At 74.2% G+C, this 19,445-nt stretch carries 14 protein-coding genes; 6 read left to right on the forward strand and 8 right to left on the reverse strand.

The window, feature by feature from the left end; all coding sequences use genetic code 11:
* Nucleotides 1–6: 6 nt before the first annotated feature.
* From ACFWUQ_RS07240 to ACFWUQ_RS07250, 3 genes are all read right to left on the reverse strand, one after another.
* Nucleotides 7–5,520 (reverse strand): hypothetical protein, encoded by a 5,514-nt coding sequence (locus ACFWUQ_RS07240; RefSeq protein WP_384534056.1) that lies wholly within the window; start codon nt 5,518–5,520, stop codon nt 7–9.
* Nucleotides 5,517–6,971: a hypothetical protein gene (locus ACFWUQ_RS07245; RefSeq protein ID WP_384534058.1), complete on the reverse strand. Its 1,455-nt coding sequence runs from the start codon at nt 6,969–6,971 to the stop codon at nt 5,517–5,519. The genes ACFWUQ_RS07240 and ACFWUQ_RS07245 overlap by 4 nt, the downstream gene beginning before the upstream one ends.
* Nucleotides 6,972–7,202: 231 nt before the next feature.
* Nucleotides 7,203–8,360, reverse strand: a complete 1,158-nt coding sequence (locus tag ACFWUQ_RS07250; RefSeq protein ID WP_384534061.1) for a glutamate--cysteine ligase — start codon at nt 8,358–8,360, stop codon at nt 7,203–7,205.
* Between the two features lie 215 nt (nt 8,361–8,575).
* Here ACFWUQ_RS07250 and ACFWUQ_RS07255 point away from each other — a divergent pair, with 215 nt between their 5' ends.
* Nucleotides 8,576–9,838, forward strand: a complete 1,263-nt coding sequence (locus ACFWUQ_RS07255) for an MFS transporter (protein ID WP_384534064.1) — start codon at nt 8,576–8,578, stop codon at nt 9,836–9,838.
* Here the strand turns inward: ACFWUQ_RS07255 and ACFWUQ_RS07260 are convergent.
* The 3 genes from ACFWUQ_RS07260 to ACFWUQ_RS07270 all read right to left on the reverse strand — a co-directional run bounded on the left by ACFWUQ_RS07260 (nt 9,835) and on the right by ACFWUQ_RS07270 (nt 13,935).
* A complete protein-coding gene (locus ACFWUQ_RS07260; RefSeq protein ID WP_384534067.1) occupies nt 9,835–11,211 on the reverse strand; it encodes a carboxyl transferase domain-containing protein in 1,377 nt (458 codons plus the stop codon). The genes ACFWUQ_RS07255 and ACFWUQ_RS07260 overlap by 4 nt on opposite strands.
* Nucleotides 11,212–11,278: 67 nt before the next feature.
* Nucleotides 11,279–12,901 carry a GAF domain-containing protein gene (locus ACFWUQ_RS07265; RefSeq protein WP_384534070.1) on the reverse strand — a complete coding sequence of 541 codons (1,623 nt, stop codon included), beginning with the start codon at nt 12,899–12,901 and terminating at the stop codon, nt 11,279–11,281.
* Nucleotides 12,898–13,935 carry a rod shape-determining protein gene (locus ACFWUQ_RS07270; protein ID WP_384534073.1) on the reverse strand — a complete coding sequence of 346 codons (1,038 nt, stop codon included), beginning with the start codon at nt 13,933–13,935 and terminating at the stop codon, nt 12,898–12,900. Before ACFWUQ_RS07270 ends, ACFWUQ_RS07265 begins: the two co-directional genes overlap by 4 nt.
* Nucleotides 13,936–14,169: 234 nt before the next feature.
* On the opposite strand from ACFWUQ_RS07270, the gene ACFWUQ_RS07275 reads away from it, so the two are divergent.
* Entirely contained in the window at nt 14,170–14,880 is a 711-nt protein-coding gene (locus tag ACFWUQ_RS07275; protein WP_384534076.1) for an esterase/lipase family protein, read from the forward strand.
* On the opposite strand, the gene ACFWUQ_RS07280 is transcribed toward ACFWUQ_RS07275, so the two are convergent.
* Entirely contained in the window at nt 14,877–15,488 is a 612-nt protein-coding gene (locus tag ACFWUQ_RS07280; protein WP_384534079.1) for a hypothetical protein, read from the reverse strand. The two genes, ACFWUQ_RS07275 and ACFWUQ_RS07280, sit on opposite strands and share 4 nt — an antisense overlap.
* 78 nt (nt 15,489–15,566) lie before the next feature.
* On the opposite strand from ACFWUQ_RS07280, the gene ACFWUQ_RS07285 reads away from it, so the two are divergent.
* The gene (locus ACFWUQ_RS07285) at nt 15,567–16,307 is read left to right on the forward strand and encodes a hypothetical protein (RefSeq protein ID WP_384534082.1); all 741 of its coding nucleotides are present in this window, start codon (nt 15,567–15,569) and stop codon (nt 16,305–16,307) included.
* 25 nt (nt 16,308–16,332) lie between these two features.
* On the opposite strand, the gene ACFWUQ_RS07290 is transcribed toward ACFWUQ_RS07285, so the two are convergent.
* The gene (locus ACFWUQ_RS07290; RefSeq protein WP_384534085.1) at nt 16,333–16,755 is read right to left on the reverse strand and encodes a MarR family winged helix-turn-helix transcriptional regulator; all 423 of its coding nucleotides are present in this window, start codon (nt 16,753–16,755) and stop codon (nt 16,333–16,335) included.
* Between the two features lie 88 nt (nt 16,756–16,843).
* Between ACFWUQ_RS07290 and ACFWUQ_RS07295 the strand changes: the two genes are divergently transcribed.
* The 3 genes from ACFWUQ_RS07295 (at nt 16,844) to ACFWUQ_RS07305 (ending at nt 19,294) form a co-directional block, all read left to right on the forward strand.
* Nucleotides 16,844–17,866 (forward strand): NADP-dependent oxidoreductase, encoded by a 1,023-nt coding sequence (locus tag ACFWUQ_RS07295; protein WP_384534087.1) that lies wholly within the window; start codon nt 16,844–16,846, stop codon nt 17,864–17,866.
* A gap of 64 nt (nt 17,867–17,930) precedes the next feature.
* The gene (locus tag ACFWUQ_RS07300; RefSeq protein ID WP_384534090.1) at nt 17,931–18,353 is read left to right on the forward strand and encodes an organic hydroperoxide resistance protein; all 423 of its coding nucleotides are present in this window, start codon (nt 17,931–17,933) and stop codon (nt 18,351–18,353) included.
* Nucleotides 18,354–18,421: 68 nt separating this feature from the next.
* Entirely contained in the window at nt 18,422–19,294 is an 873-nt protein-coding gene (locus ACFWUQ_RS07305; protein ID WP_384534092.1) for an EI24 domain-containing protein, read from the forward strand.
* The last annotated feature ends 151 nt before the right edge of the window (nt 19,295–19,445 follow it).

Raw genomic sequence — 19,445 nt, forward strand, 5'->3', positions numbered from 1 at the left:
CCCGTCTCAGCCGCGGTCGGGGTCGGCTTCCGCCGGGGTTTGCGGGGGAGCCGTTCCGAGGAGGTCGGCGAGTTCGAGGAGGGCCGGGGCCTGCTCCGGGCGGCGCTGGGCGAGGCGGCGCAGCCGTGCCGCGCCGGCGCCCCGCTGGACCTCGGAGGCCTGTTGGGCGGCCCGCGCCATGAGCTCCGCGGGGGTACGGACGCGGTGGCCGGGGTCCGGATCCGTGGCGGAGTCCGGTGACGGGTGCGGCGTGGCGTCGAACAGGAGGTGGACGGCGAGGAGGTACGCCCCGGTGAAGGGCATGCTCGTCAGGGCTGGGGAGGCGGCGAGCAGGGGGTGCAGTGCTTCGGGACGGCCTTCTTCGATGAAGGCCACCGCTGTGTCGTGCGCCGTGGCGGGGTCGGTGACGGCGTCGTAGACGTCCGGGACCGGAAGCAGTTCCGCGAGCTGGAGGATGGCCAGATGCTGGTGGGACGTGGGGTCGTCGACCGCCTGCTGCCCGAGCAGGTACCGCACGCGGGGGTCGGCCGTGAGCTCGGGATGGCGGGTCAGGAACTCCAGGTCGTCCTGCCATGTGCGGGTGGCGAGCCACTCGCCGATCAGAGTCATCCTGGCGTGCGTCGTGCGGAGTTCTTCCAGAATCGGCTCCAGTCCCTGCTCGGCCGCGAGTCGCAGCACGGTGGCGAGGTGTACGAGTCCGTGTGACTCCGGGTACAGGGATCGTGCGAGACCGAGGGCGTCCAGGGTTTCCGGGGTCGTGAGGAGCTGGTGGCGCCGGCGGATGAAGGCGATCTGGTCCATCGGACCCGTCTGCGCGAGCCAGTCGTTGAACAGGTCCGTGGCTTCATCGGGGAGGCCGTCCTTCGCCCAGCGCGGCAGGTCGGGATCGGCGAGGGCCGGCATGTGCCGTCGGGTCGCGTCCTGCCCCAGTGCCGCCACCAGGCCCCGGACGGCGCGGCGGGACCGGCCCGCCCAGGCCGGCTCCGTCGTGGCGGCCGCGCGTTCCACGGCGGTGCGCAGATCCGCGGCCGCACCGGCGTGGTCTTCGAGCGAGAGGCGCCACCGCGCGCGCAGGACGAGGAGTTCCGCCTGGGAACCCGTCGGGAGCCCCGCGACGGCCGCCTCGGACAGGCGGAGGGCCTCGGCCACGTGCCCGGCGTCCGTGCCGTGCAGGTAGAGCGTGGTGAGGGCGGAGATGAGCTCGGGCAGGAAGGCCGTCGGATCCTCATCGGCGAGGGTCCGGAAGATCCGGACGGCCTCGGCGCTGGAGGCGAGGGCCGCCGGCCGGGCCGCCGCGCGGGTCTGCTGGATGGCGAGGTTGTTGAGTGCGCCGCCGAGCCTCGGCAGGAAGACGCGATTGCCTCGGGACAGGGTGCGGTAGAGCCGGACGGCTTCCGTGACCGAGACGAGGGCCGCCTCGTGGTCCCCGACGTTGCTCTGCCGGTTGGAGAGGCTGTTGAGGGACCCGGCGAGGTCGGGGAGGAAGACCGTGTCGGCGGCGAGTGCGCGCCGGATGCCGACAGCCTCCGTGATGGACGCGAGGGCTGCCTCGTGGTCTTCGCTGTTGCTCTGCTGGATGGAGAGGTTGTTGAGGGACCCGGCGAGGTCGGCACGGAATACGGGGTGGTCGGGGACGAGCGAGCGGTAGAGCCGGACAGCCTCGGCGCTGGAGGCGAGGGCCCCCTCGATGTCGCCGGTGTGGCTCTGCTGGATGGAGAGGTTGTTGAGGGAGGCGCTGAGGTCGGGTAGCAGGACGGGGTTGTCCCCGGCGAGGGCGCGGTAGAGCTGGACGGCTTCGGTGCCGGCGGCGAGGGCGGCGGTGAAGTCCCGTACGTCGCCCTGCTGGGCGGCGAGGTTGTTGAGGGAACCGGCGAGTTCTACGCGGAAGACGGAGTTGCGGTGAGCCAGGGCGCGGTAGATCCGGACGGATTCGGCGCTGGCTGCCAGCGCCGCCGCGCGGTCCCCAATGTTGCTTCGCTGGACGGCGAGGTTGTTGAGCGAGGAGCCGAGTTCGGGAAGGAAGGCCTCGGGGTTCTCCTCGGCCAGAACGCGCCGGATGAGAACGGCTTCGGTGGTGGTGGCCAGCGCCGCCTCGTGATCGCCGGTGCTGCTCTGCTGGACGGCGAGGTTGTTGAGGGACCCGGCGAGATCGGGGCGGAAGGCGGCGGGGTTGTCCTCGGCCAGGGCGCGGTAGATCCGGACGGCCGCGGTGCTGGAGGCGAGGGCCGCGCGACGCAGGCCGGTGTTGCCCTGCTGGATGGAGAGGTTGTTGAGGGCGGAGGCCAGGTCGGGGCGGAAGGCGGCGGGGTTGTCCTCGGCCAGGGCCCGGTAGCGTGTGACGGCTTCGATGCTGGAGGCCAGAGCCGATGTGAGGTCCCCGGTCTCGCTCTGCCGGTTGGCGAGGTTGTTGAGGGATCCGGCCAGGTCGGGCCCGGCGGCCGCCGGGTTCTCGTCGGCCAGAGTGCGGCGGATGCCGACGGCCTCGGTGATGGATGCCAGGGCCGCCGTGAACTGCCCGGCGTTGCTCTCCTGGACGGAGAGGTTGTTGAGGGACGAGGCCAGGTGGGAACGGTAGGCGGGATTCGCGCGGGTGAGGCCGCGGTAGTGCTCGACGGCTTCGGTGATGGACCGGAGCGCGGCGGGGCGGTCCCCGGTGTTGCTCTGCTGGTTGGAGAGGTTGTTGAGCGAGGAGGCGAGAGCGGGGAGGAAGGCCGCGGGGCTCTCGTCGGCCAGGGTGCGGTAGAGCCGCACCGCTTCGCTGATGGACCGGAGCGCGGCGCGGCGGTCCCCCGTGTCGCTCTGCTGGTTGGCGAGGTTGTTGAGGGATCCGGCGAGGTTGAAGAGGAACGCGGCCGCGTTCTTCTCGGTGAGGGTGCGGTAGAGCTGGACGGCTTCGGTGCTGGAGGCCAGGGCGGCCGCGCGGTCGCCGGTCTCGCTCTGCTGGATGGCGAGGTTGTTGAGGGAGGACGCCAGGTCGGCGCGGAAGACCTCGGGGACCTCCTCGGCCAGTGCGCGGCGGATACGAACGGCCTCGGTGATGGAGGCCAGGGCGCCGGTGCGGTCGCCGGTGCTGCTCTGCTGGATGGCGAGGTTGTTGAGTGAGGAGGCGAGCTCGGGGAGGAAGGAGCCGGGGTTGTCCCGGGCGAGGGCGCGGCGGATCCGGACGCCCTCGACGCCGGAGGCCAGGGCCGCGGCGCTGTCTCCCGATTCGCTCTGCCGGTTGGACAGGTTGTTGAGGGCCCCGGCGAGGTACGTGAGGAAGGTCGCGGGGTCCTCGTCGGCCAGGGTCCGGTAGAGCTCGACGGCTTCGATGTTGGACGCCAGGGCGGCGGTGTGGTCTCCGGTGTCGCTCTGCCGAACGGAGAGGTTGTTCAGCCACACGGCCCGGGCCATCCGGGCCGCCTCCGACGGGTCGGCGTAGTCGTCCGGTTTCGAGCTCTCGGTCGCGATCAGCGCGAGGCCGCGCAGGGTGCTGTGGCCCGTGGGTACGGTGGCGGCCAGTTCGGCCAGGGGCAGGGGGGTGTCCTGCGCCGTCGCCAGGCGTTCCAGGGCACGGATGAAGACTCCGCCCTGGGTGGCGGCGACTCCGAGGGCCGGGCTCCACAGGTCGGGGACCGCGCGCAGGGCGGCGTGCGCGATGTCCGTGGCGGCCGAGCCGCCGTCCGCTCTGGAGAAGCGGGACACGCTCACGCACGCGTTCAGGCGTTCGCGTTCGTCCGCCGCGCGCAGGCAGTCGCGCAGGAGGGCGTGGTCGGCGCCGAACACGGACGCCGCCAGATGGGAGCCCAGGGGGTCCGGGCGGACGGCCAGGGTGCCGTCCTCCGGGGTGGAGGGCAGGAGGTCGGCGAAGAGGGCCGCTATCTGGTCCCGGCGGCCGGCGTCCTTGGCGAGCTCCCCGATCGCGCTGAGGCTGTGGTCCAGGCGCTCCGCCGTCGGGGCCACCAGGCTGAGGCAGGCGCCCGCCTCGCGCAGGACCGCCTTCGTCCGTTGCGAGGGCTTGCCGATCTGGGACTGGTACGCCCGGACCCAGTAGCCCAGTTCGTGGTCGAGGATCCGCTCGTAGAGCTTCTCCTCCGACTCCGGTGTCTTGCCGGCGCTCCCCGGCTGGGCGTCCAGCCAGGCCAGCATCACCAGGTCCAGCGTGGTCCACCGGCCGGAGTTGGGGTCCGGGGGCGGCTGGTGGCCCAGGGCGGCGGCCTCGGAGCCGCCGAAGGAGCGCAGCGCCGCGCGGTAGACGCCCGTCTGGCGCGGGTGGCGGGCGGCCAGGGCGCTGTCGTGCAGGACGTACGGGTGGCCGTCCTCCTTGAGGGCCACCGCGATCTCCTCCTCCCACCAGCCGCTCACGGTGCGCGCGGTCAGCAGCAGGCAGGTGGGCGCCGTGCGGTGGCGCAGTGTGCGCAGGACGTTGATGACGTCTGCGGACTTGCGGTCCTCCACGTAGTCGACGACCACCAGCAGCGGGGACTCGACCTCGCTGAGCCAGGCCCGGTCCTGGGGGTCGGGGTCGCGGACGAGGAAGCCGGCGTACCAGTTCGAGCCCGCCAGCTGGTGGGCGAGCTCCGCCGCCAGGCGGGTCTTGCCGGCGCCGCCGACGCCGTGGAGCAGGGCGATCCGGGTGCGCGGTCCGAGCGGGTCCGGAGCCTGGAACCAGTCCCGCAGGAAGTCCAGTTCGTCCCGGGGGTGGAAGCGGATGGCGTCGTGGCGGGCCCACAGGAGCCGCAGGGGGCCGCTGTCCGCCCCCTCGTCCTGCGGCACCGGCAGGTAGGGGGGTGCCAGCACGTCGGTGGTGGGGCGGTGGGGGAGGGGGTGGGGCTCGATGTGCCCGTAGCCCAGTCCCACGTCGAGCGTCACCGTCCAGCGGTCCTCGGCCGCCTCCCGCAGCAGCTGCGCGCCGTACGCGACCGACTGGTCCCAGGTCTGGCGCACCCGCCGCCGGGGGTCGAGCGCGTCGGCGCGGGCGGCGACGCCCGTGATGTCGACGGCGGCGAACGCGCCGCCGGACGTCTCGTCCTCGGCGAGCAGGTCGGTGAAGTCCGGCGGCAGCGTGTTCCAGTCGGGGTCCTCCTCGTCGCCCCGGTAGTCGCGGTGGGCGCGGTTGGACCAGTTCCCGTCGAGCCACACCGCCACCAGCGCGTGCGCCGGATCGCCGGGCCGCGCACCGGCCAGGACGACGATCAGCGGGTGGAGTCCGGCGTCCAGGCAGGCGCCGGCGAAGGCCACGGCGAGGTCGAGGCAGGTGCCGTGGCGCGGCCGGCTGAGGACCTGGTCCGGGGGCCGGACGGTCTGCCGGCCCGGATCGCTGGTGGTCGGTTCGTCGGCGTACTGGACACCGAGGGCGGCGAAGGCCTCGTACAGCGCGCGGGCCCGGTCCAGCGGCGGCCCGACGCCGGGGGCGGGCATGGCGGTGCCGAGCAGGTCGGCGGGCGTCCCCCGGGTGTGCTCCCCCTGGCGGCGCCGCTGGACGTACTCGATCAGGGTTCGGGCGTCGTGGCCCGCCCACCGGCGCCAGGCGGTCGTCACGCGCCCGCCTCCCGCCGCACGCCGGCTTCCGCTTCCCCGGGGTCGAGCACGCCCAGGACGTCCCGGGCCGCGAGCCGTCCCACCGCCGGCACCCCGGTCGCCGCGACCTCGACGGTGTACGTCCCCGAGCCGAGGGGCGGCAGAGCCACGGCCCACGTACCGTCGCCCGTCGCCGTGCACGGCAGCCAGCGCGTGCCGGCCCCCTTCGGGCCGTCGTGCGGGCGCGCCCGCACCAGTACCCGGGTCCGCTCGTCGGCCGGCGCCCCGAGCAGCGTCACGCCGATCGGCACGGGTTCGCCGGTCGCGACGGCCTCCTCCAGGTCGAGCCCGAGCCACGGCTCGTCCGGGCTGTCCCCCCGGACGGCATCGAGCGACTCACCCGCGTACTCGGCCAGTACGTCGACCACCACCGACGAGGACGCCAGGCCCATGTGCCGCTCCGCCACGGCCCTGCGGGCGCCCATGCCGTCCTGCTCGATCGGAATGGCCGAGATGGCGGGGACCGTCCCGTCGCCGTGCCAGTCCGCGTTGGGCAGCCAACGCGCCGGTTGTTTGAGCACGGTCAGCCCGGCAGGTGAGAGCAGGGCGTGCTGCAAGGTGGTGTGGCCGCGCCCGAAGACGGCCGTGACCTCGGGGGCGCCGGGGCCACGGTGCAGGGCGGTCCAGGCCGTCTCGATGTCCTGGTGCACGGCGAAGGCGTCCTTCGCCCGTGCCGCGAACGACGCGTCCCCGATGGTTCCCGCCGCCACCTCGTACGGGCTGAGGGGCTCCTCTCCGGCGCCACCGCCCACCATCGGGTAGCGGGGCAGGAGTTCGTACGCGGACGGCCACCCGCGCAGCACGCCGGTGAGGCCGGACAGCCTCCGGCCGCTCACGGACAGCCCGTTCCCCAGGACCTCCAGGGCCTTGGGGGCGCCCCGGTGCGGTGTCCCGAGGGTGATCAGCGCCGCACAGTCCGCGGCCCCGCCGAGCGGGCCCGTCCAGTAGCGGGCGACGAGGCCGCCCATGGAGTGCGCGACCACGATCACGCGCCGGCGGCGTGCGCCGGGGTGCTCGCCGTCGAGGCGGGCCGCGATGTCGGCCGCCAGCCGCTCGGCCGTGTGCTGGACGCTGCGCCGGAAGTCGTACGGGAAGAGGACGAGGTCGGCCCGCGTGTCGGGAGCGCGGCCGGGTACGGCGACGTCCACCCGTACGTCCTCGAAGTGGTTGCGGATCCCGCGGACCAGGCGGTCGTAGCCGGGGACCACGAACGGGCCGAGGACGGTGATGTCCGGTAACAGCCCGACCGGTACCAGGTCCGGGTGCCGGTCCAGCCCGAGCCGCTCCGGCCGGAAGGCCGCGCCGACGAGCCGTCGGCGGTGCTCGTCCCAGCGCGCGGCGCCCTCGGCGGTCCGCAGCACACTGCCGCCGATCCCGGGAACCACGACGACCAGATTCTTGAGACGCGGCATCGCGCTCCCCCCGTTCCCCACGGCCGTGCCGGTGCGTGACGGCCCTCGGAGCAGCAACGGTAGCGGCGGGGCGGGGCGGCCGGGCAGCCGTCGGCGGGTGCGGGATCGGGCGGGCCGGGAGGGGTGCGGAGGGGCGCGGAGCGTTCGGTCGGGCTGGGGCCGCAGGTGCGGAAACGATTGCACCTGCGGCTTCGGGGTGCGGGGGCGGGGGAGCGGGTCGTTTCCGCCGGGCTAGAAGTTCTCCGTTTCGTCCGCGAGGTGGCGCAGTACGTCCGTCAGGTCCTGGCGCCGCGCGAAGGCGGCGCGCTGGCGGTGCGCTCCCGAGCCGTCGCGCAGCAGGTCGGCCATCGTTTTCGCCGCATGGTCGAGGTCGCCGGTGGCGGCGAGTTCGGGGGCGACCAGCTCCAGCAGGGACTCCGCGAGGTCGGCCGCCGGGACCTCGGCCCCCGTGTACGGGTCGAGCCCGAACCCCTCCAATCCGTCGTGCGCCGCCCGCCAGCGGGCCAGGCGCAGCACGTCGTCCCGTACGACCGGCTCCGGACGCCGCTCCGCGATCTCCCGCAGGGCCGTGGCCACGAGGGCGCGGGCCAACTCGGCCTGGAGGACGGCCGTGTCGAGGTAGGGCGACATGTCGGGCGCCCGGATCTCCAGCGTCGGCCAGGTCCCGGAGGGGCGCAGGTCCCAATAGACCATCTTGGTGTCCAGGGCCGCCCCGGAACCCAGCAGGGTCTGCACCGAGCGCCGGAAATGGGCCGTGGACGTGAAGTGCGGGGGCGGCCCCGCCGAGGGCCAGCCCGACCAGGCCATCGCACGCCAGCTGGCGTGACCGGTGTCGCGGCCGCCCCAGAAGGGCGAGTTGGCGGCCAGCGCGATCAGGGTCGGCAGCCACGGCCGGACCCGGTTGGACACCGCGACCGCCGTGTCCACGTCGAGCGTGCCGACATGGATGTGGCGGCCGCAGCTGACCAGGGTGTCGGTGAGCGCGCCGAAGCGGCGGTGCTGCTCCCGCTGGCGCGGCTCGTCGTCGGTCAGGTGCAGCGGTCCCTCCACGGCCATCACCGGCGACGGCGCGGCCAGCAGCCGGCAGCCGTGCGCGCGCGCCGCCCGGCCGAGGGTCCGCCGCAGGGCGGCGAGCTCTTCCCGGAGGGCGGCCGCGGAATGGGCGATCGGGGTGGAGATCTCCACCTGGTAGCGCGTGCCCTCCGGGTGCAGCTCGCCCGGAAGCCCGGCGGCCGTGGCAAGGACGAGCGGGGCGGCCGGGACCACCCGGAAGGTGCCGGCGTCGACGAGGAGGAACTCCTCCTCGACTCCGACGGTGAGGGGGACCGTGGTGCGCACCGTGTTCTGCGCCGTTCCGGTGCGCGTGGTGCTGTTGCCAGGTTCGATCACTACGCCTCCCTGGACATACGAGTCTTTTCATCATGAGCGGAACACCAGGTCCGCAGCGCACGACGATTCGGTCAAATGCTCGATGCAGGTGGCGGGTTACCGGCAAGGACCGGTACGCGCCGGGAGCCCCGGGCCGCAAGGGGCGACTGTTGCGGATGTGTGAAGGGGGCAACGATCCCCTGGAGACGCCGGCGGCCCGGTGGTTACCATCCCCCGTGACCGGTACGACCTCTCCTCCCCGCCCCCCGCGGCGCGTCCTCGCCGACCTCACCCCGCTGCGCACGTCCCCGGACTACCGGCGGCTGTGGATCGGCGGCACCATCTCCTGGATCGGCCAGGCGATGACCGCGCTCGCGGTATCGCTCCAGGTCTACGACATCACCGGTTCCAGCTTCTGCGTCGGACTCGTCGGCCTCTTCTCGCTCGTCCCCCTGGTCGCCTTCGGCCTCTACGGCGGGGCCGTCGCCGACACCGTGGACCGCCGCGCGCTCGGCCTGTACAGCTCCCTCGGCGCCGCCGCCCTGTCGATCGCACTCGCCTCGGCCGCGCTGCTCGACTACCACCGGGTCTGGTTCCTGTACGCCGTCGTCGCGCTCCAGGCGGTCTGCGGGGCGCTCAGCGGACCGGCCCGTTCCGCGATGATCCCGAGGCTGCTGCCGGCCGCGCAGCTGCCCGCGGCCAACGCCCTGAACTCCGTCACCATGACCTCCGGGACCATGGCCGGCCCGATGCTGGGCGGGATGATCGTCGGCTGGTGGGGGTACCAGGCGGCGTACCTGATCGACGCCGTGACCTTCTGCGCCGCCCTGTACGCCATGTGGCGGCTGCCGCCGATGCGGCCGGACCGCGCCGAGGGAGCGCGGGGCCGGGCGTCCGTCCTCGACGGCCTGCGCTTCCTCGGGACCCGACCCAACATCCGGATGACCTTCTTCTCCGACCTGGCCGCGATGGTGCTGGCGCAACCGAAGGCGCTGTTCCCGGCCATCGCCGTGCTCTGGTACGGCGGCGACGCCAAGACCGTCGGCCTGCTGGTGGCGGCGCCGGCGTTCGGGGCGCTGCTGGGCGGGCTCCTCTCCGGCTGGCAGGGCCGCATCCGCCGGCACGGGCTGGCGATCCTCTTGGCCGTCGCCGCGTGGGGGCTGGCCATCGCGGTCTTCGGGCTCACCCGGAACCTCTGGCTCGGGCTGCTCTTCCTGGCCGCGGCGGGGTGGGCGGACACCGTCTCGATGGTGTTCCGCAGCACCATGCTCCAGGCCGCGACCCCGGACGAGATGCGGGGCCGCCTCCAGGGCGTCTTCATCGTGGTCGTCGCGGGCGGTCCGCGGCTCGGCGACTTCTTCGCGGGGACCGCCGCCGAGCTGGCGTCCCCGGCCATGGCGATCACCGGCGGCGGCCTGGGCTGCGTCCTGGTCCTGGGACTGCTCGCGCTCCGCTGGCGGGGATTCGCGCGGTACGACGCCAGGTCGCCGCGGGCTTAGACCGTCCCCGCGCTGTGCGGGGCCCGGGGGCCGGCGGGGCCGACGATGCCGCGCGCCACGCCGAGGGCCACCAGGTCCTGGGGGCGGACGCGGAGCTGCTCCGCCGTGTCCGCGGCGGCCTCCGGAGGGCGCTTGAGGATGGCCGCCGCCAGCTCGGGGGCGATCACCGAGAAGTAGCTGTCCGGCGTCACCCAGGTGTTCCCCGGCGCGGCCAGCGCGAGGGCGCCGCCGGAGCCGCCCTCGCCGATCAGCAGGGTGGTGACGGGGACGGCCGCCGCGGCCAGCGCCGCGAACGTGTCCGCGATGGCCGCGCCCGCGCCCGCGTGCTCGGCGGCGGCGTCGTTGGCGGCGCCCGGGGTGTCCACCAGGGTGAGGACGGGGATGCCGAGCCGGTCCGCGAGGCGCACGAGGCGGGCGGCCGTACGGTAGCCCGCCGGGCGGGTCGCGGTGCCGCACTGGGCGGCGTACGCCACGGCTTTGCCGTCCCGCAGCCCGAAGCCGCACAGCATCCCGGGGTCGGTGCCGCCCGCGCGGTCCCCGGACAGGGGCAGCCGGAGTGCGAAGTACGCGTCCAGGTACGCCTCGGCGCGCGGCCGCCGCGGATCGCGGGCCTGGCGCACCGCGTCCCAGCCGGTGGCCGGAGGCGGTACGTCGGCCAGCGCGGCCGGCGGCTCGACGGGCCCGCGCGGGCGGGGCGCCGTCAGGACGCGGAGCCAGTCGGCGAGGGTCCCGGCGAGCTCCTCCCGGGGGACCACGGCGTCCACGTGCCCGGCGGCGTACTGGCCCTCAGCGGTGTACGCGGCGGGGTCCGCGTCCGCCGGGCGCACCCGGGACCCGGCGAAGCCGACCTGGGCGCCGGGGAGCGCGAGGACCACGTCCGCACCGGCGCCGAGCGTGGCCCAGCCGCCGCCCGTCGTGGGATCGCGCAGGACGGCGAGCTGGGGGAGCCCGGCGGCGCGGGTGAGGACCGACTGGCGGGCCACGCGCTGGAGCTGGGTCAGCGCGAGCATGCCCTCCTGCATGCGGGAGCCGCCGGTCGCGACGAGGGAGACGAGGGGCAGGCGCCGCTCGCGGGCGTGGGCGTAGGCGGCTTCGAGGAGGTCGCCGGTGCGTTCGCCGAGCGAGCCGCCGAGGAAGCCGAACTCGAAGGAGACGACGGCGGCTTCGCGGCCGCCGATGCGGGCGGTGCCGGCGACGACGGACTCCTGCTCGCCGGTGTGCGCGACGGCCCGGGCGCGGGAGGCGTCGTAGCCGGTCCAGCCGAGCGGGCCGTCAGGCGCCGACGCGCGTGCGGGGGGCGGGAGTTCGGCGAAGCTGCCGGGGTCGGACACGGAGGCGATGGCCGCGCGGGCCGAGGGGCGGGTCGTCGTCACGGGGCCACCCTAGGGGGCGGGGGTCCGGGGGCGGGCGCCCGCGCCTCAAAGGCGGGCGGCCGGGGGACTACAGCGCCGATTCCCAGGTCGCCGTCGTGCCCCGGGCCCCCGACTCCGTGCGGCCGTCGTCCGCGACGGCCAGCCGGACCCGGGACGGGTCCGCGTCGACCCGCACCTCGATGGAGGTGACCCCGCTGCGCCGGTGCGCCGCCGCCAGCGCGCCGCGCAGCGCCGCCAGGAGGTCGCCCGCCACCGGTTCCGGGAGCAGCGCGTCCACCGCGCCCGAGAAGTGGACCGAGGGCTGGAAGCCCAGCAGGACCGCCGCCCCGCCCGTCTCGCGCAGGACCCGCCCGCGGAAGGTCGTGGGGGCGTCGGTCGGCGGCTGCTGGAGGGCGAAGATCGCGGTCCGGACCTCCTGGATGGTGGAGTCCAGCTCGTCCACGGCGCGGCCCAGCTCCTCGCCGACGGTGTCATCCGCCGCCGCGATCGAGGACCGGCGCCGGGTGCTCTCCAGCATCATCTCCGTCGCGAACAGCCGCTGGACCACCAGGTCGTGCAGGTCCCGCGCGATCCGGTCGCGGTCCTCGTACACGGCCAGCTGCTCCCGGTCGTGCTGCGCGTCCGCCAGGACGAGCGCCAGCGCCGCCTGCGAGGCGAACTGCGAGGCCAGCAGCCGGTCCACGGCGTCGTAGGGGGGCCCGCCCCGGACCCGCGGCAGGGCCAGGGTGCCGATCAGCTGGCCGCCGCTCTGGAGCGGGAGCATCATGCTGGGGCCGAAGCGTTTCCGCACGTGCGTGGTCATCCGCGGGTCGGTCGCCGAGTCCTCTATGAAGACGGCCTCCCCGCCCAGGAGCTGCTCCAGGACCGGTGAGCCGGGGGCGATCGCCGTCCCGACCAGGTCGCCGGGGTCCCCGTGGGTGGACGCGGCGACGATCTCCATGCCGCCCTGCGGGGTCGGCTGGAGCACCACGCCGGCGGCCGCGTCCGCCAGGATCCGGGCCTGTTCGGCCACGCACATCAGGGCGTCCGCCGCCGGGCTGCCGGCCAGCAGGGCCGTGGTCACGGCGGCCGCGCCCTCGATCCAGCGCTCCCGGCGACGCGCGGTCTCGTAGAGCCGGGCGTTGCCGATCGCTATGCCCGCCTGCGAGGCCAGTACGCGTACCAGTGCCAGGTCGTCGTCGGTGAAGGGGCCGCCGCCCCGCTTCTCGGTGAGGTAGAGGTTGCCGAACACCTGCGTGTGCACCCGGATGGGGACGCCGAGGAAGCTGCGCATGTGCGGGTGGCCCGGCGGGAAGCCGGCCGCGCGCGGGTCGCGGGTCAGGTCGTCCAGCAGGAGCGGGCGCGGATCGGCGATCAGGGCTCCCAGCAGGCCGGAGTGTCCGTCGGGAAGCCGGGGGATCGCGGCCCGCTCGGCCCGCGTCATCCCGGCGGTGAACAGGTCGGTCAGCCGGGCGCGCTCGGGGTCGACGACCCCGAGCGCTCCGTAGCGCGCCGCGCAGAGCTCGGCCGCCGAGTCCACGATGTGCTGGAGGGTGGCGTGCAGCTCCAGTTCGGAGCCGACGCTGAGCACGGCCTCCAGCAGCGCCGGGAGGCCCGCTCGCTCCTCCTCGTCGTACGCGGCTCCGGGCCCGGTTCCCGCTCCGGTCCCGAGCGCCGGGCCGGACCCCCGCTCCGGTTCGGAAGGGGTCATACGGCCAGCGGGTTGAGGACCATCGGGGAGATCTTCCCTTCGAGCATCGCGCCGAGACCGAGGACGGCGCACACGTCGGGCCGTTCCGCGATGGCGACGGGCATTCCGGTGGCGTCGCGCAGCATCTGGTCCAGGCCCGGCAGCAGGGCGCTGCCGCCCACCATCATGATCCCCCGGTCCGTCAGGTCCGCGACCAGGTCCGGCGGGCAGTCCCGGAGCACCTTGCCGATGCCGTCGAGGACGGTGGTCAGCGGGGTGTGGATGGCGTCCCGGACGGCCGCCGTGTCCACGTGGACGGAGCGGGCCAGGCCGGTGGCGACGTCGCGGCCGTGGATGAGCGTGGAGGCCGGACCCTCCGCGGTGATGCCGTTGCCGTGCAGGGCCAGCTGGAGCGGCCGGACGGCCTGGCTGGGCAGCATCAGCTCGTGGGCGTGGCGCAGGTGCTGGACGACCGCGTGGTCGATGGCCTCGCCGCCGACCGGGATCCGCTGGGCGGTGACGATCGACCCGAGGGAGAGGACGGCCACCTGCGTGGCCGCCGCCCCGCACACCATGATCATCGTCGCGGTGGGCTGCTCCACGGGCAGGCCGCAGCCGACGGCGGCCGCGATCAGGGTGTCGACCAGCTCGACGCGGCGGGCGCCGAGGCCGACGAGGGTTTCGACGGTGGCCCGCTGGGCCAGCGGGTCCGCGTCGTGCGGGGTGCAGGCGGCCGCTCGCAGCCGCGGCTTGCGGCGCAGGGCGCGCCGCAGCTTCTCGCCGAGGAGGTGACGCAGCATCCGCTGGGCCATCTCGATGTCGACGACGGTGCCGCCGGAGACGGGGCGTACGACCCGGATGTAGTCGGGCGTGCGGCCGGTCATCCGCTCGGCGAAGGTCCCGACGGCGATCAGCGCGCCGGTCCGTGTGTTCACCGCTGCCACGCTGGGCTCGTCGACCACCAGGCCGGCGCCCTTGACGTACACGCGGGTCCGGGCTGCTCCCAGGTCGACGGCGACGTGGCAGCGACGCAACTGCTCAAGACTGACGGTCACGGCAGATCCTCCCGAGAGCGCTGACGCAAGTGGACCGGCGGAATGCCGGTCGCTTTTCGTATCTTCTCGGGCATGTCGGACTTGCCGCCCCTTCTGATGCTCCGGCCGGGGGGTCCGGCGGGCGGCGCGTCCCGGGTGTGTCGCGGCTGCATGGGGGTGGATTTCTGTACCGACAGGCAGCACCATGCGCGCACCACACGCGCTACTCGCGCGTAACAAGGTATTGGGGGCCCGATGCTGACGACCCGCCAGAGACTGATGGCGCTCGTGACGCTCTGCCTTGCGCTGCTCGCGGCCCTTCCGGCCCATGCGACCGAACGGGCCTCGCCCCGAACCGCTGACCAGGCATCACCGCGCAATCCCGTCGTCCTCGTGCACGGCTACAACGCCGACCCGGGCGTCTGGGGAAGCCTGCGCGAGGACCTGCGCGCCGCCGGGTACGCCGACTCCGAGCTCTTCTCCTGGGGCTACGACACGCACCGGTCCGTCAACGAGGTCCTGGCGGGGCAGCTCGCCGGGTACGTGGACGAGGTCCGCCGCCGGACCGGCGCGGCCGAGGTCGACGTCGTCGCGCACTCCTTCGGCTCGCTCGTCAGCCGCTGGTACGTGAAGTTCGGCGGCGGAGCGGCGGTCGTCGACCACTGGATCTCGCTCGCGGGGCCCAGCCGGGGCACCTCCACGGCGTGGGCCTGCGCCCTGTGGGACCAGGCGTGCCGGGACATGACCCCCGGTTCGTACGTGGTGAGGAACCTCAACGCCGGGGACGAGACCCCGGGCGCCGTGCGGTACGCGACCTTCTGGTCGAACTGCGACGAGGTGGTCAACCCGGACGACAGCGTGCCGCTGGCCGGGGCGGCCAACACGCCCGTCGGCTGCCTGGGGCACAACGACCTGCTCGGCGACGACGGCACCTCGGCGGGGATACGCGCCTTCCTCGCCTCCTAGGCCCCCTGGGCCTCCTGCGCCTGCCCCGCCTCCGCGCTCGCGACCCGCTGGAGCAGTCCGTACGTGAACTCCGCGACGTACGCCCGCCCCCGCGCCCGGAACGCGAGGCGCCAGCGCGTCGGCGCGGTGCCCTCCATGGGGCGCACCGGGGCGAAGGCCCCGGCCACCTCGTCCACCGTCGCCGACCAGGGCGCCAGATCCGCCGGCGACTCCAGTACGGGCCCCGGCGCGCCCGGGGCCCGTACCAGCCACTCGTTCCACACCGCCCCGTCCGGCGCCGCCAGCACCTCGAAGCGGAGGTCGGGCCAGAGCGGCACGCGCCAGGACAGCGCCTCGCACTCCAGGTCGCCGATCGCGCGCCGCTCGGTGGCCTCCGGCGGGCCCAGCACGGAGCGGTAGCGGGCCAGCGCGCCGCGCGAGCGGGGCGAGCGCACCATCGCCTGCCAGCGCTTGTTGGCCTCCCGCTGCTCCGCGAGCGAGGCGCCCAGCCGGTGCCGCGCCTCGTCGGCGAGCTGCGGCTGGAAATCGGCCATCCGCCGCAGGAGTACCAGTTGGAAGAAGGCCATGCCGAAGGGTCCCGGGGTGCCGGAGGGCGGTTTCGCTGTCATGGACTGAACCATTCCACACAGGATCCTTACGTTCCCGGGATACGGATGTTGCCGGGAACCACGTAGCCTGCGGGCGCCATGAACTACTGCCCCGCCTGCCGGAGGCACCTCAACGGCGCGCTCGCGTGCGCCGGGTGCGGAACCCCGGCCGAGTACCTGATGCCCGTCGCGCCCGCCGTGCCGGACGCCGCGCCAGCGGCGCCGGCGGGCGGGTACGCGCCGCAGTCCACGCTGGCCGACGTGTACGCCGACTCGCTCGTCGTGCTGTCCGTTCCGGACGAGCGCAGGGCCGGCGCGCGCCGCCGCTCCTCGCGGCGCAGACGCCGCCGGACCGTGCTGACCGTGGGGCTCGGCCTGCTGCTCGCGACCGGGGGGTCCCTGGCCGCGGCGCGGATCGCCACCGACGGGGAGCGCTCCGACCGGGCCGCCAAGGTGGAGCTGACCGACGACGCGGGTCCGCAGCAGCCGGCGCCCCTGCCGGAGGCGTCGACGATGGCCGCGCCGCCGCCCGTGGCGCCCGCGAAGACCACCGGGGCCGCCAAGGCCACCGGAATCGGTACGAAGACCCCCGCCCCCGGCGCCTCCGCCGACGGTACGGCGCCGCCCGGACCGCAGTCGCCGGACCCCGCCCCCGCCACCTCGGGGCCGGGGCCGAGCCCCACGGGAAAATCGCCGTCCGGCAAGCCGACGAAACCGGTGAAACCCACGCAGAGCCCGTCCGGGAGCGCGACGGCGACGGCGCCGGCTCCCGTGCCGTCCCCGACGGCGACCCCCGCCCCGCCCAAGCCGCCGTGTCAGTGGTGGAACATCTTCTGCTGACCCGCCGCGCGCGGAGGCCGGCCGGTCAGCCCAGCATCCGCCGCAGCAGGTCCCGCAGGACCGCGCGCTCCGCCGGGGACAGGCCCGCCAGCGGTTCCCGCGCGAAGTCCAGCGACTCGCGCAGCCGGTCCGCGGTGAGCAGCCCCTCCTCGGTGGGGGCGGCCAGCTTCACCCGGCGGTCGGCGGGGTCCGGGCGGCGCTCCACGAGGCCCCGGCTCTCCAGGCGGTCGACGATGCCGGTCACGTTCGACGGCTCGCAGCGCAGCCTCTGCGCGATCCGGCGCATCGGCAGCGGTTCCAGTGCCAGCACGTTCAGCACCCGGGCCTGGGCACCGGTCAGCTGGTGGCTGGCGGCCGCGTGCTCGTACTCCATGTGGTAGCGGGACACGACGTCGCCGATGAGCTCGACGACCTCAAGGGTCACTGGGTCTGCGCGACGACTGGGCATGGCCTCAGTCTACCCATTTACTTGACAACATGAAATATCCAGGCGCATGGTTGTTTCACGTTGTGAAGCATCTTCGTCAGGAGCCCGCATGTCTCAGATCCCCGCCGTCAGCCGCGAGTGGCACCTCGTCCGCCGTCCGCAGGGATGGCCCGTACCCGAGGACTTCGCCCTGCGCGAGGTGCCCGTGTCCGCCGAGCCCGCCGCCGGCCGCGTCCTGGTGCGCAACCTCCACATGTCCGTGGACCCGTACATGCGCGGCCGGATGAACGACGTGAAGTCCTACGTCCCGCCCTTCCGGCTGGACGAGCCGATGCAGGGCGGCGCCGTCGGTGAGGTCGTCGCCTCCGCCGACGAGCGCTTCGCGGTCGGCGACCACGTCCTGCACCACCTGGGCTGGCGCGAGTACGCGGACCTGGACGCCAAGCACGCCACCAAGGTCGACGGCGACCTCGCGCCGCTCTCGGCCTACCTCGGCGTCCTCGGCATGCCGGGCCTGACCGCCTACGCCGGACTCTTCGAGGTCGCCTCCTTCAAGGAGGGCGACGCCGTCTTCGTCTCGGGCGCGGCGGGCGCGGTCGGCAGCCTCGTGGGCCAGTTCGCGAAGATCAAGGGCGCGTCCCGGGTGATCGGCTCCGCCGGCTCGGACGAGAAGGTGACGCTCCTCACGGAGAAGTACGGCTTCGACGCCGCCTTCAACTACAGGAACGGCCCCGTCGGCGAGCAGCTGAAGGCCGCCGCCGCCGACGGCATCGACGTCTACTTCGACAACGTCGGCGGGGACCACCTGGAGGCCGCCATCTCCTCCCTGAACGTGCACGGCCGCGCCACGCTGTGCGGGGCGATCGCCCAGTACAACGCCACGGAGCCCACCCCCGGCCCGCGCAACCTCGCCCTCGTCATCGGCAAGCGGCTGCGCCTGCAGGGCGTCCTCGTCGGGGACCACGCCGGGCTCCAGGCGCAGTTCGTCGCGGACGTGGCCGGCTGGCTGCGGTCCGGTGAGCTGCGGTACGACGAGACGGTCGTCGAGGGCGTCGAGAACGCGACCTCCGCGTTCCTCGGCATGCTGCGCGGCGAGAACACCGGAAAGATGATCGTTTCTTTCACCGGTTAGGCTCAGTGCACACCGTCGTGACCGTGGGCGCGAGTCGCGGCGATTACCAGGAGGATCTTCTTACATGTCCATCCAGCAGTCCGATGTCGCGTACACCGCTGTCGCCACCGCCGAGAACGGCCGTGACGGCCGCGTCGCCACCCATGACGGCAAGCTCGACGTCGTCGTGAACCCGCCGAAGGAGCTCGGCGGCAGCGGCGAGGGCACCAACCCGGAGCAGCTGTTCGCCGCCGGCTACAGCGCCTGCTTCCAGGGCGCGCTCGGCGTCGTCGCCCGCAACGAGAACGCCGACATCTCCGGCTCCACGGTCACGGCCGAGGTCGGCATCGGCAAGAACGACGACGGCTTCGGCCTCATCGTGAAGATCTCCGCGGTCATCCCGAACGTGGACGCCGCCACCGCCAAGGACCTTCTGGAGAAGGCCCACCAGGTCTGCCCGTACTCCAAGGCGACCCGCGGCAACATCAGCGTCGAGCTCGCCGTCTGAGCAGGCGTTCGGCCACCGGAGGCCGCACCCCCCTCGGGGGGTGCGGCCTTCGCCGTAAACTGATCCGTATGCGTGATCTTGCGGGGGGTTTCCGGTATCTGCTGGCCGGACAGCGGTGGGTGTTCGGGCACGGCCGATGGTTCGGCTTCGGGCTGCTGCCCGGGCTCGTGTCGCTCGTCCTCTACGCGGGGGCGCTCATCGCCCTCTTCCACGGGGCCGACGACCTGACCGCGTGGGCGACCCCGGTCGCCGACGACTGGTCCTCGCCGTGGCAGGACCTCTTCCGCGGCTTCCTGACGGCCCTGCTCATCGGCCTCGGGCTGTTCGTCTCGGTGATCACCTTCACCGCGGTGACCCTGCTCGTCGGCCAGCCCTTCTACGAGTCCCTCTCGGGGCAGGTCGAGCGCAGCGAGGGCGGCGACGCCCCCGAGTCGGGGCTCCCCCTCTGGAAGGAGCTGTGGATCTCGGCGCGGGACAGCGTGCGGATCCTCGGCCGCGTGCTGCTGTACGGGGTGCTGCTGTTCGCCCTCGGCTTCGTCCCGGTGATCGGGCAGACCGTGGTCCCGTTCCTCGGGTTCTGCGTGTCCGGGTACTTCCTGACCCAGGAGCTCACCGCCGTCGCCCTCCAGCGGCGCAAGGTGGACCTGCGGGAGCGGCTGGTGCTGCTGCGCTCGCGGCGCATGCTGGTGCTCGGCTTCGGCGTGCCGCTGGTGCTGGCGTTCCTGGTGCCGCTGGTCGCCGTGTTCCTGATGCCGGGCGCCGTGGCCGGAGCCACGCTGATGGCGCGCGACCTGATGGGCGCCGCCGACCCGCGGGCGCTGCCGGGGTCCGGGACGCGGCTCCCGGCGCCCGCACCGGGCTTCGGCCCGCCCCCGCCGGGCTACGGCCCCGCCCGGGGCCACGACCCGGCGCCGGGCTACGGCCCCCCGACGGGCTCCTGACGCGGGCTCCTGACGCGGGCTCCTGACACGGGCTCCTGACACGGGTCGCTGACGCGGCTCGCCGACGCCGGCCGGGGCGGGGCGGGCCCTGTCCCGGCGGTGCTTTCGGCCAGGCTTCCGCGCGTCCGGGGCCCGATAGTATGCACGGCAG

It is taken from the genome of Streptomyces sp. NPDC058662, from assembly GCF_042716255.1.
Lineage (GTDB): Bacteria > Actinomycetota > Actinomycetes > Streptomycetales > Streptomycetaceae > Streptomyces.

Coding starts and splice junctions, on each gene's coding strand:
- ACFWUQ_RS07245 (WP_384534058.1), bottom strand. CDS start 6,971: ATGCCGCGTCTCAAGAATCTGGTCGTCGTGGTTCCCGGGATCGGCGGC.
- ACFWUQ_RS07265 (WP_384534070.1), bottom strand. CDS start 12,901: ATGACCCCTTCCGAACCGGAGCGGGGGTCCGGCCCGGCGCTCGGGACC.
- ACFWUQ_RS07275 (WP_384534076.1), top strand. CDS start 14,170: ATGCTGACGACCCGCCAGAGACTGATGGCGCTCGTGACGCTCTGCCTT.
- ACFWUQ_RS07280 (WP_384534079.1), bottom strand. CDS start 15,488: ATGACAGCGAAACCGCCCTCCGGCACCCCGGGACCCTTCGGCATGGCC.
- ACFWUQ_RS07285 (WP_384534082.1), top strand. CDS start 15,567: ATGAACTACTGCCCCGCCTGCCGGAGGCACCTCAACGGCGCGCTCGCG.
- ACFWUQ_RS07290 (WP_384534085.1), bottom strand. CDS start 16,755: ATGCCCAGTCGTCGCGCAGACCCAGTGACCCTTGAGGTCGTCGAGCTC.
- ACFWUQ_RS07295 (WP_384534087.1), top strand. CDS start 16,844: ATGTCTCAGATCCCCGCCGTCAGCCGCGAGTGGCACCTCGTCCGCCGT.
- ACFWUQ_RS07300 (WP_384534090.1), top strand. CDS start 17,931: ATGTCCATCCAGCAGTCCGATGTCGCGTACACCGCTGTCGCCACCGCC.
- ACFWUQ_RS07305 (WP_384534092.1), top strand. CDS start 18,422: ATGCGTGATCTTGCGGGGGGTTTCCGGTATCTGCTGGCCGGACAGCGG.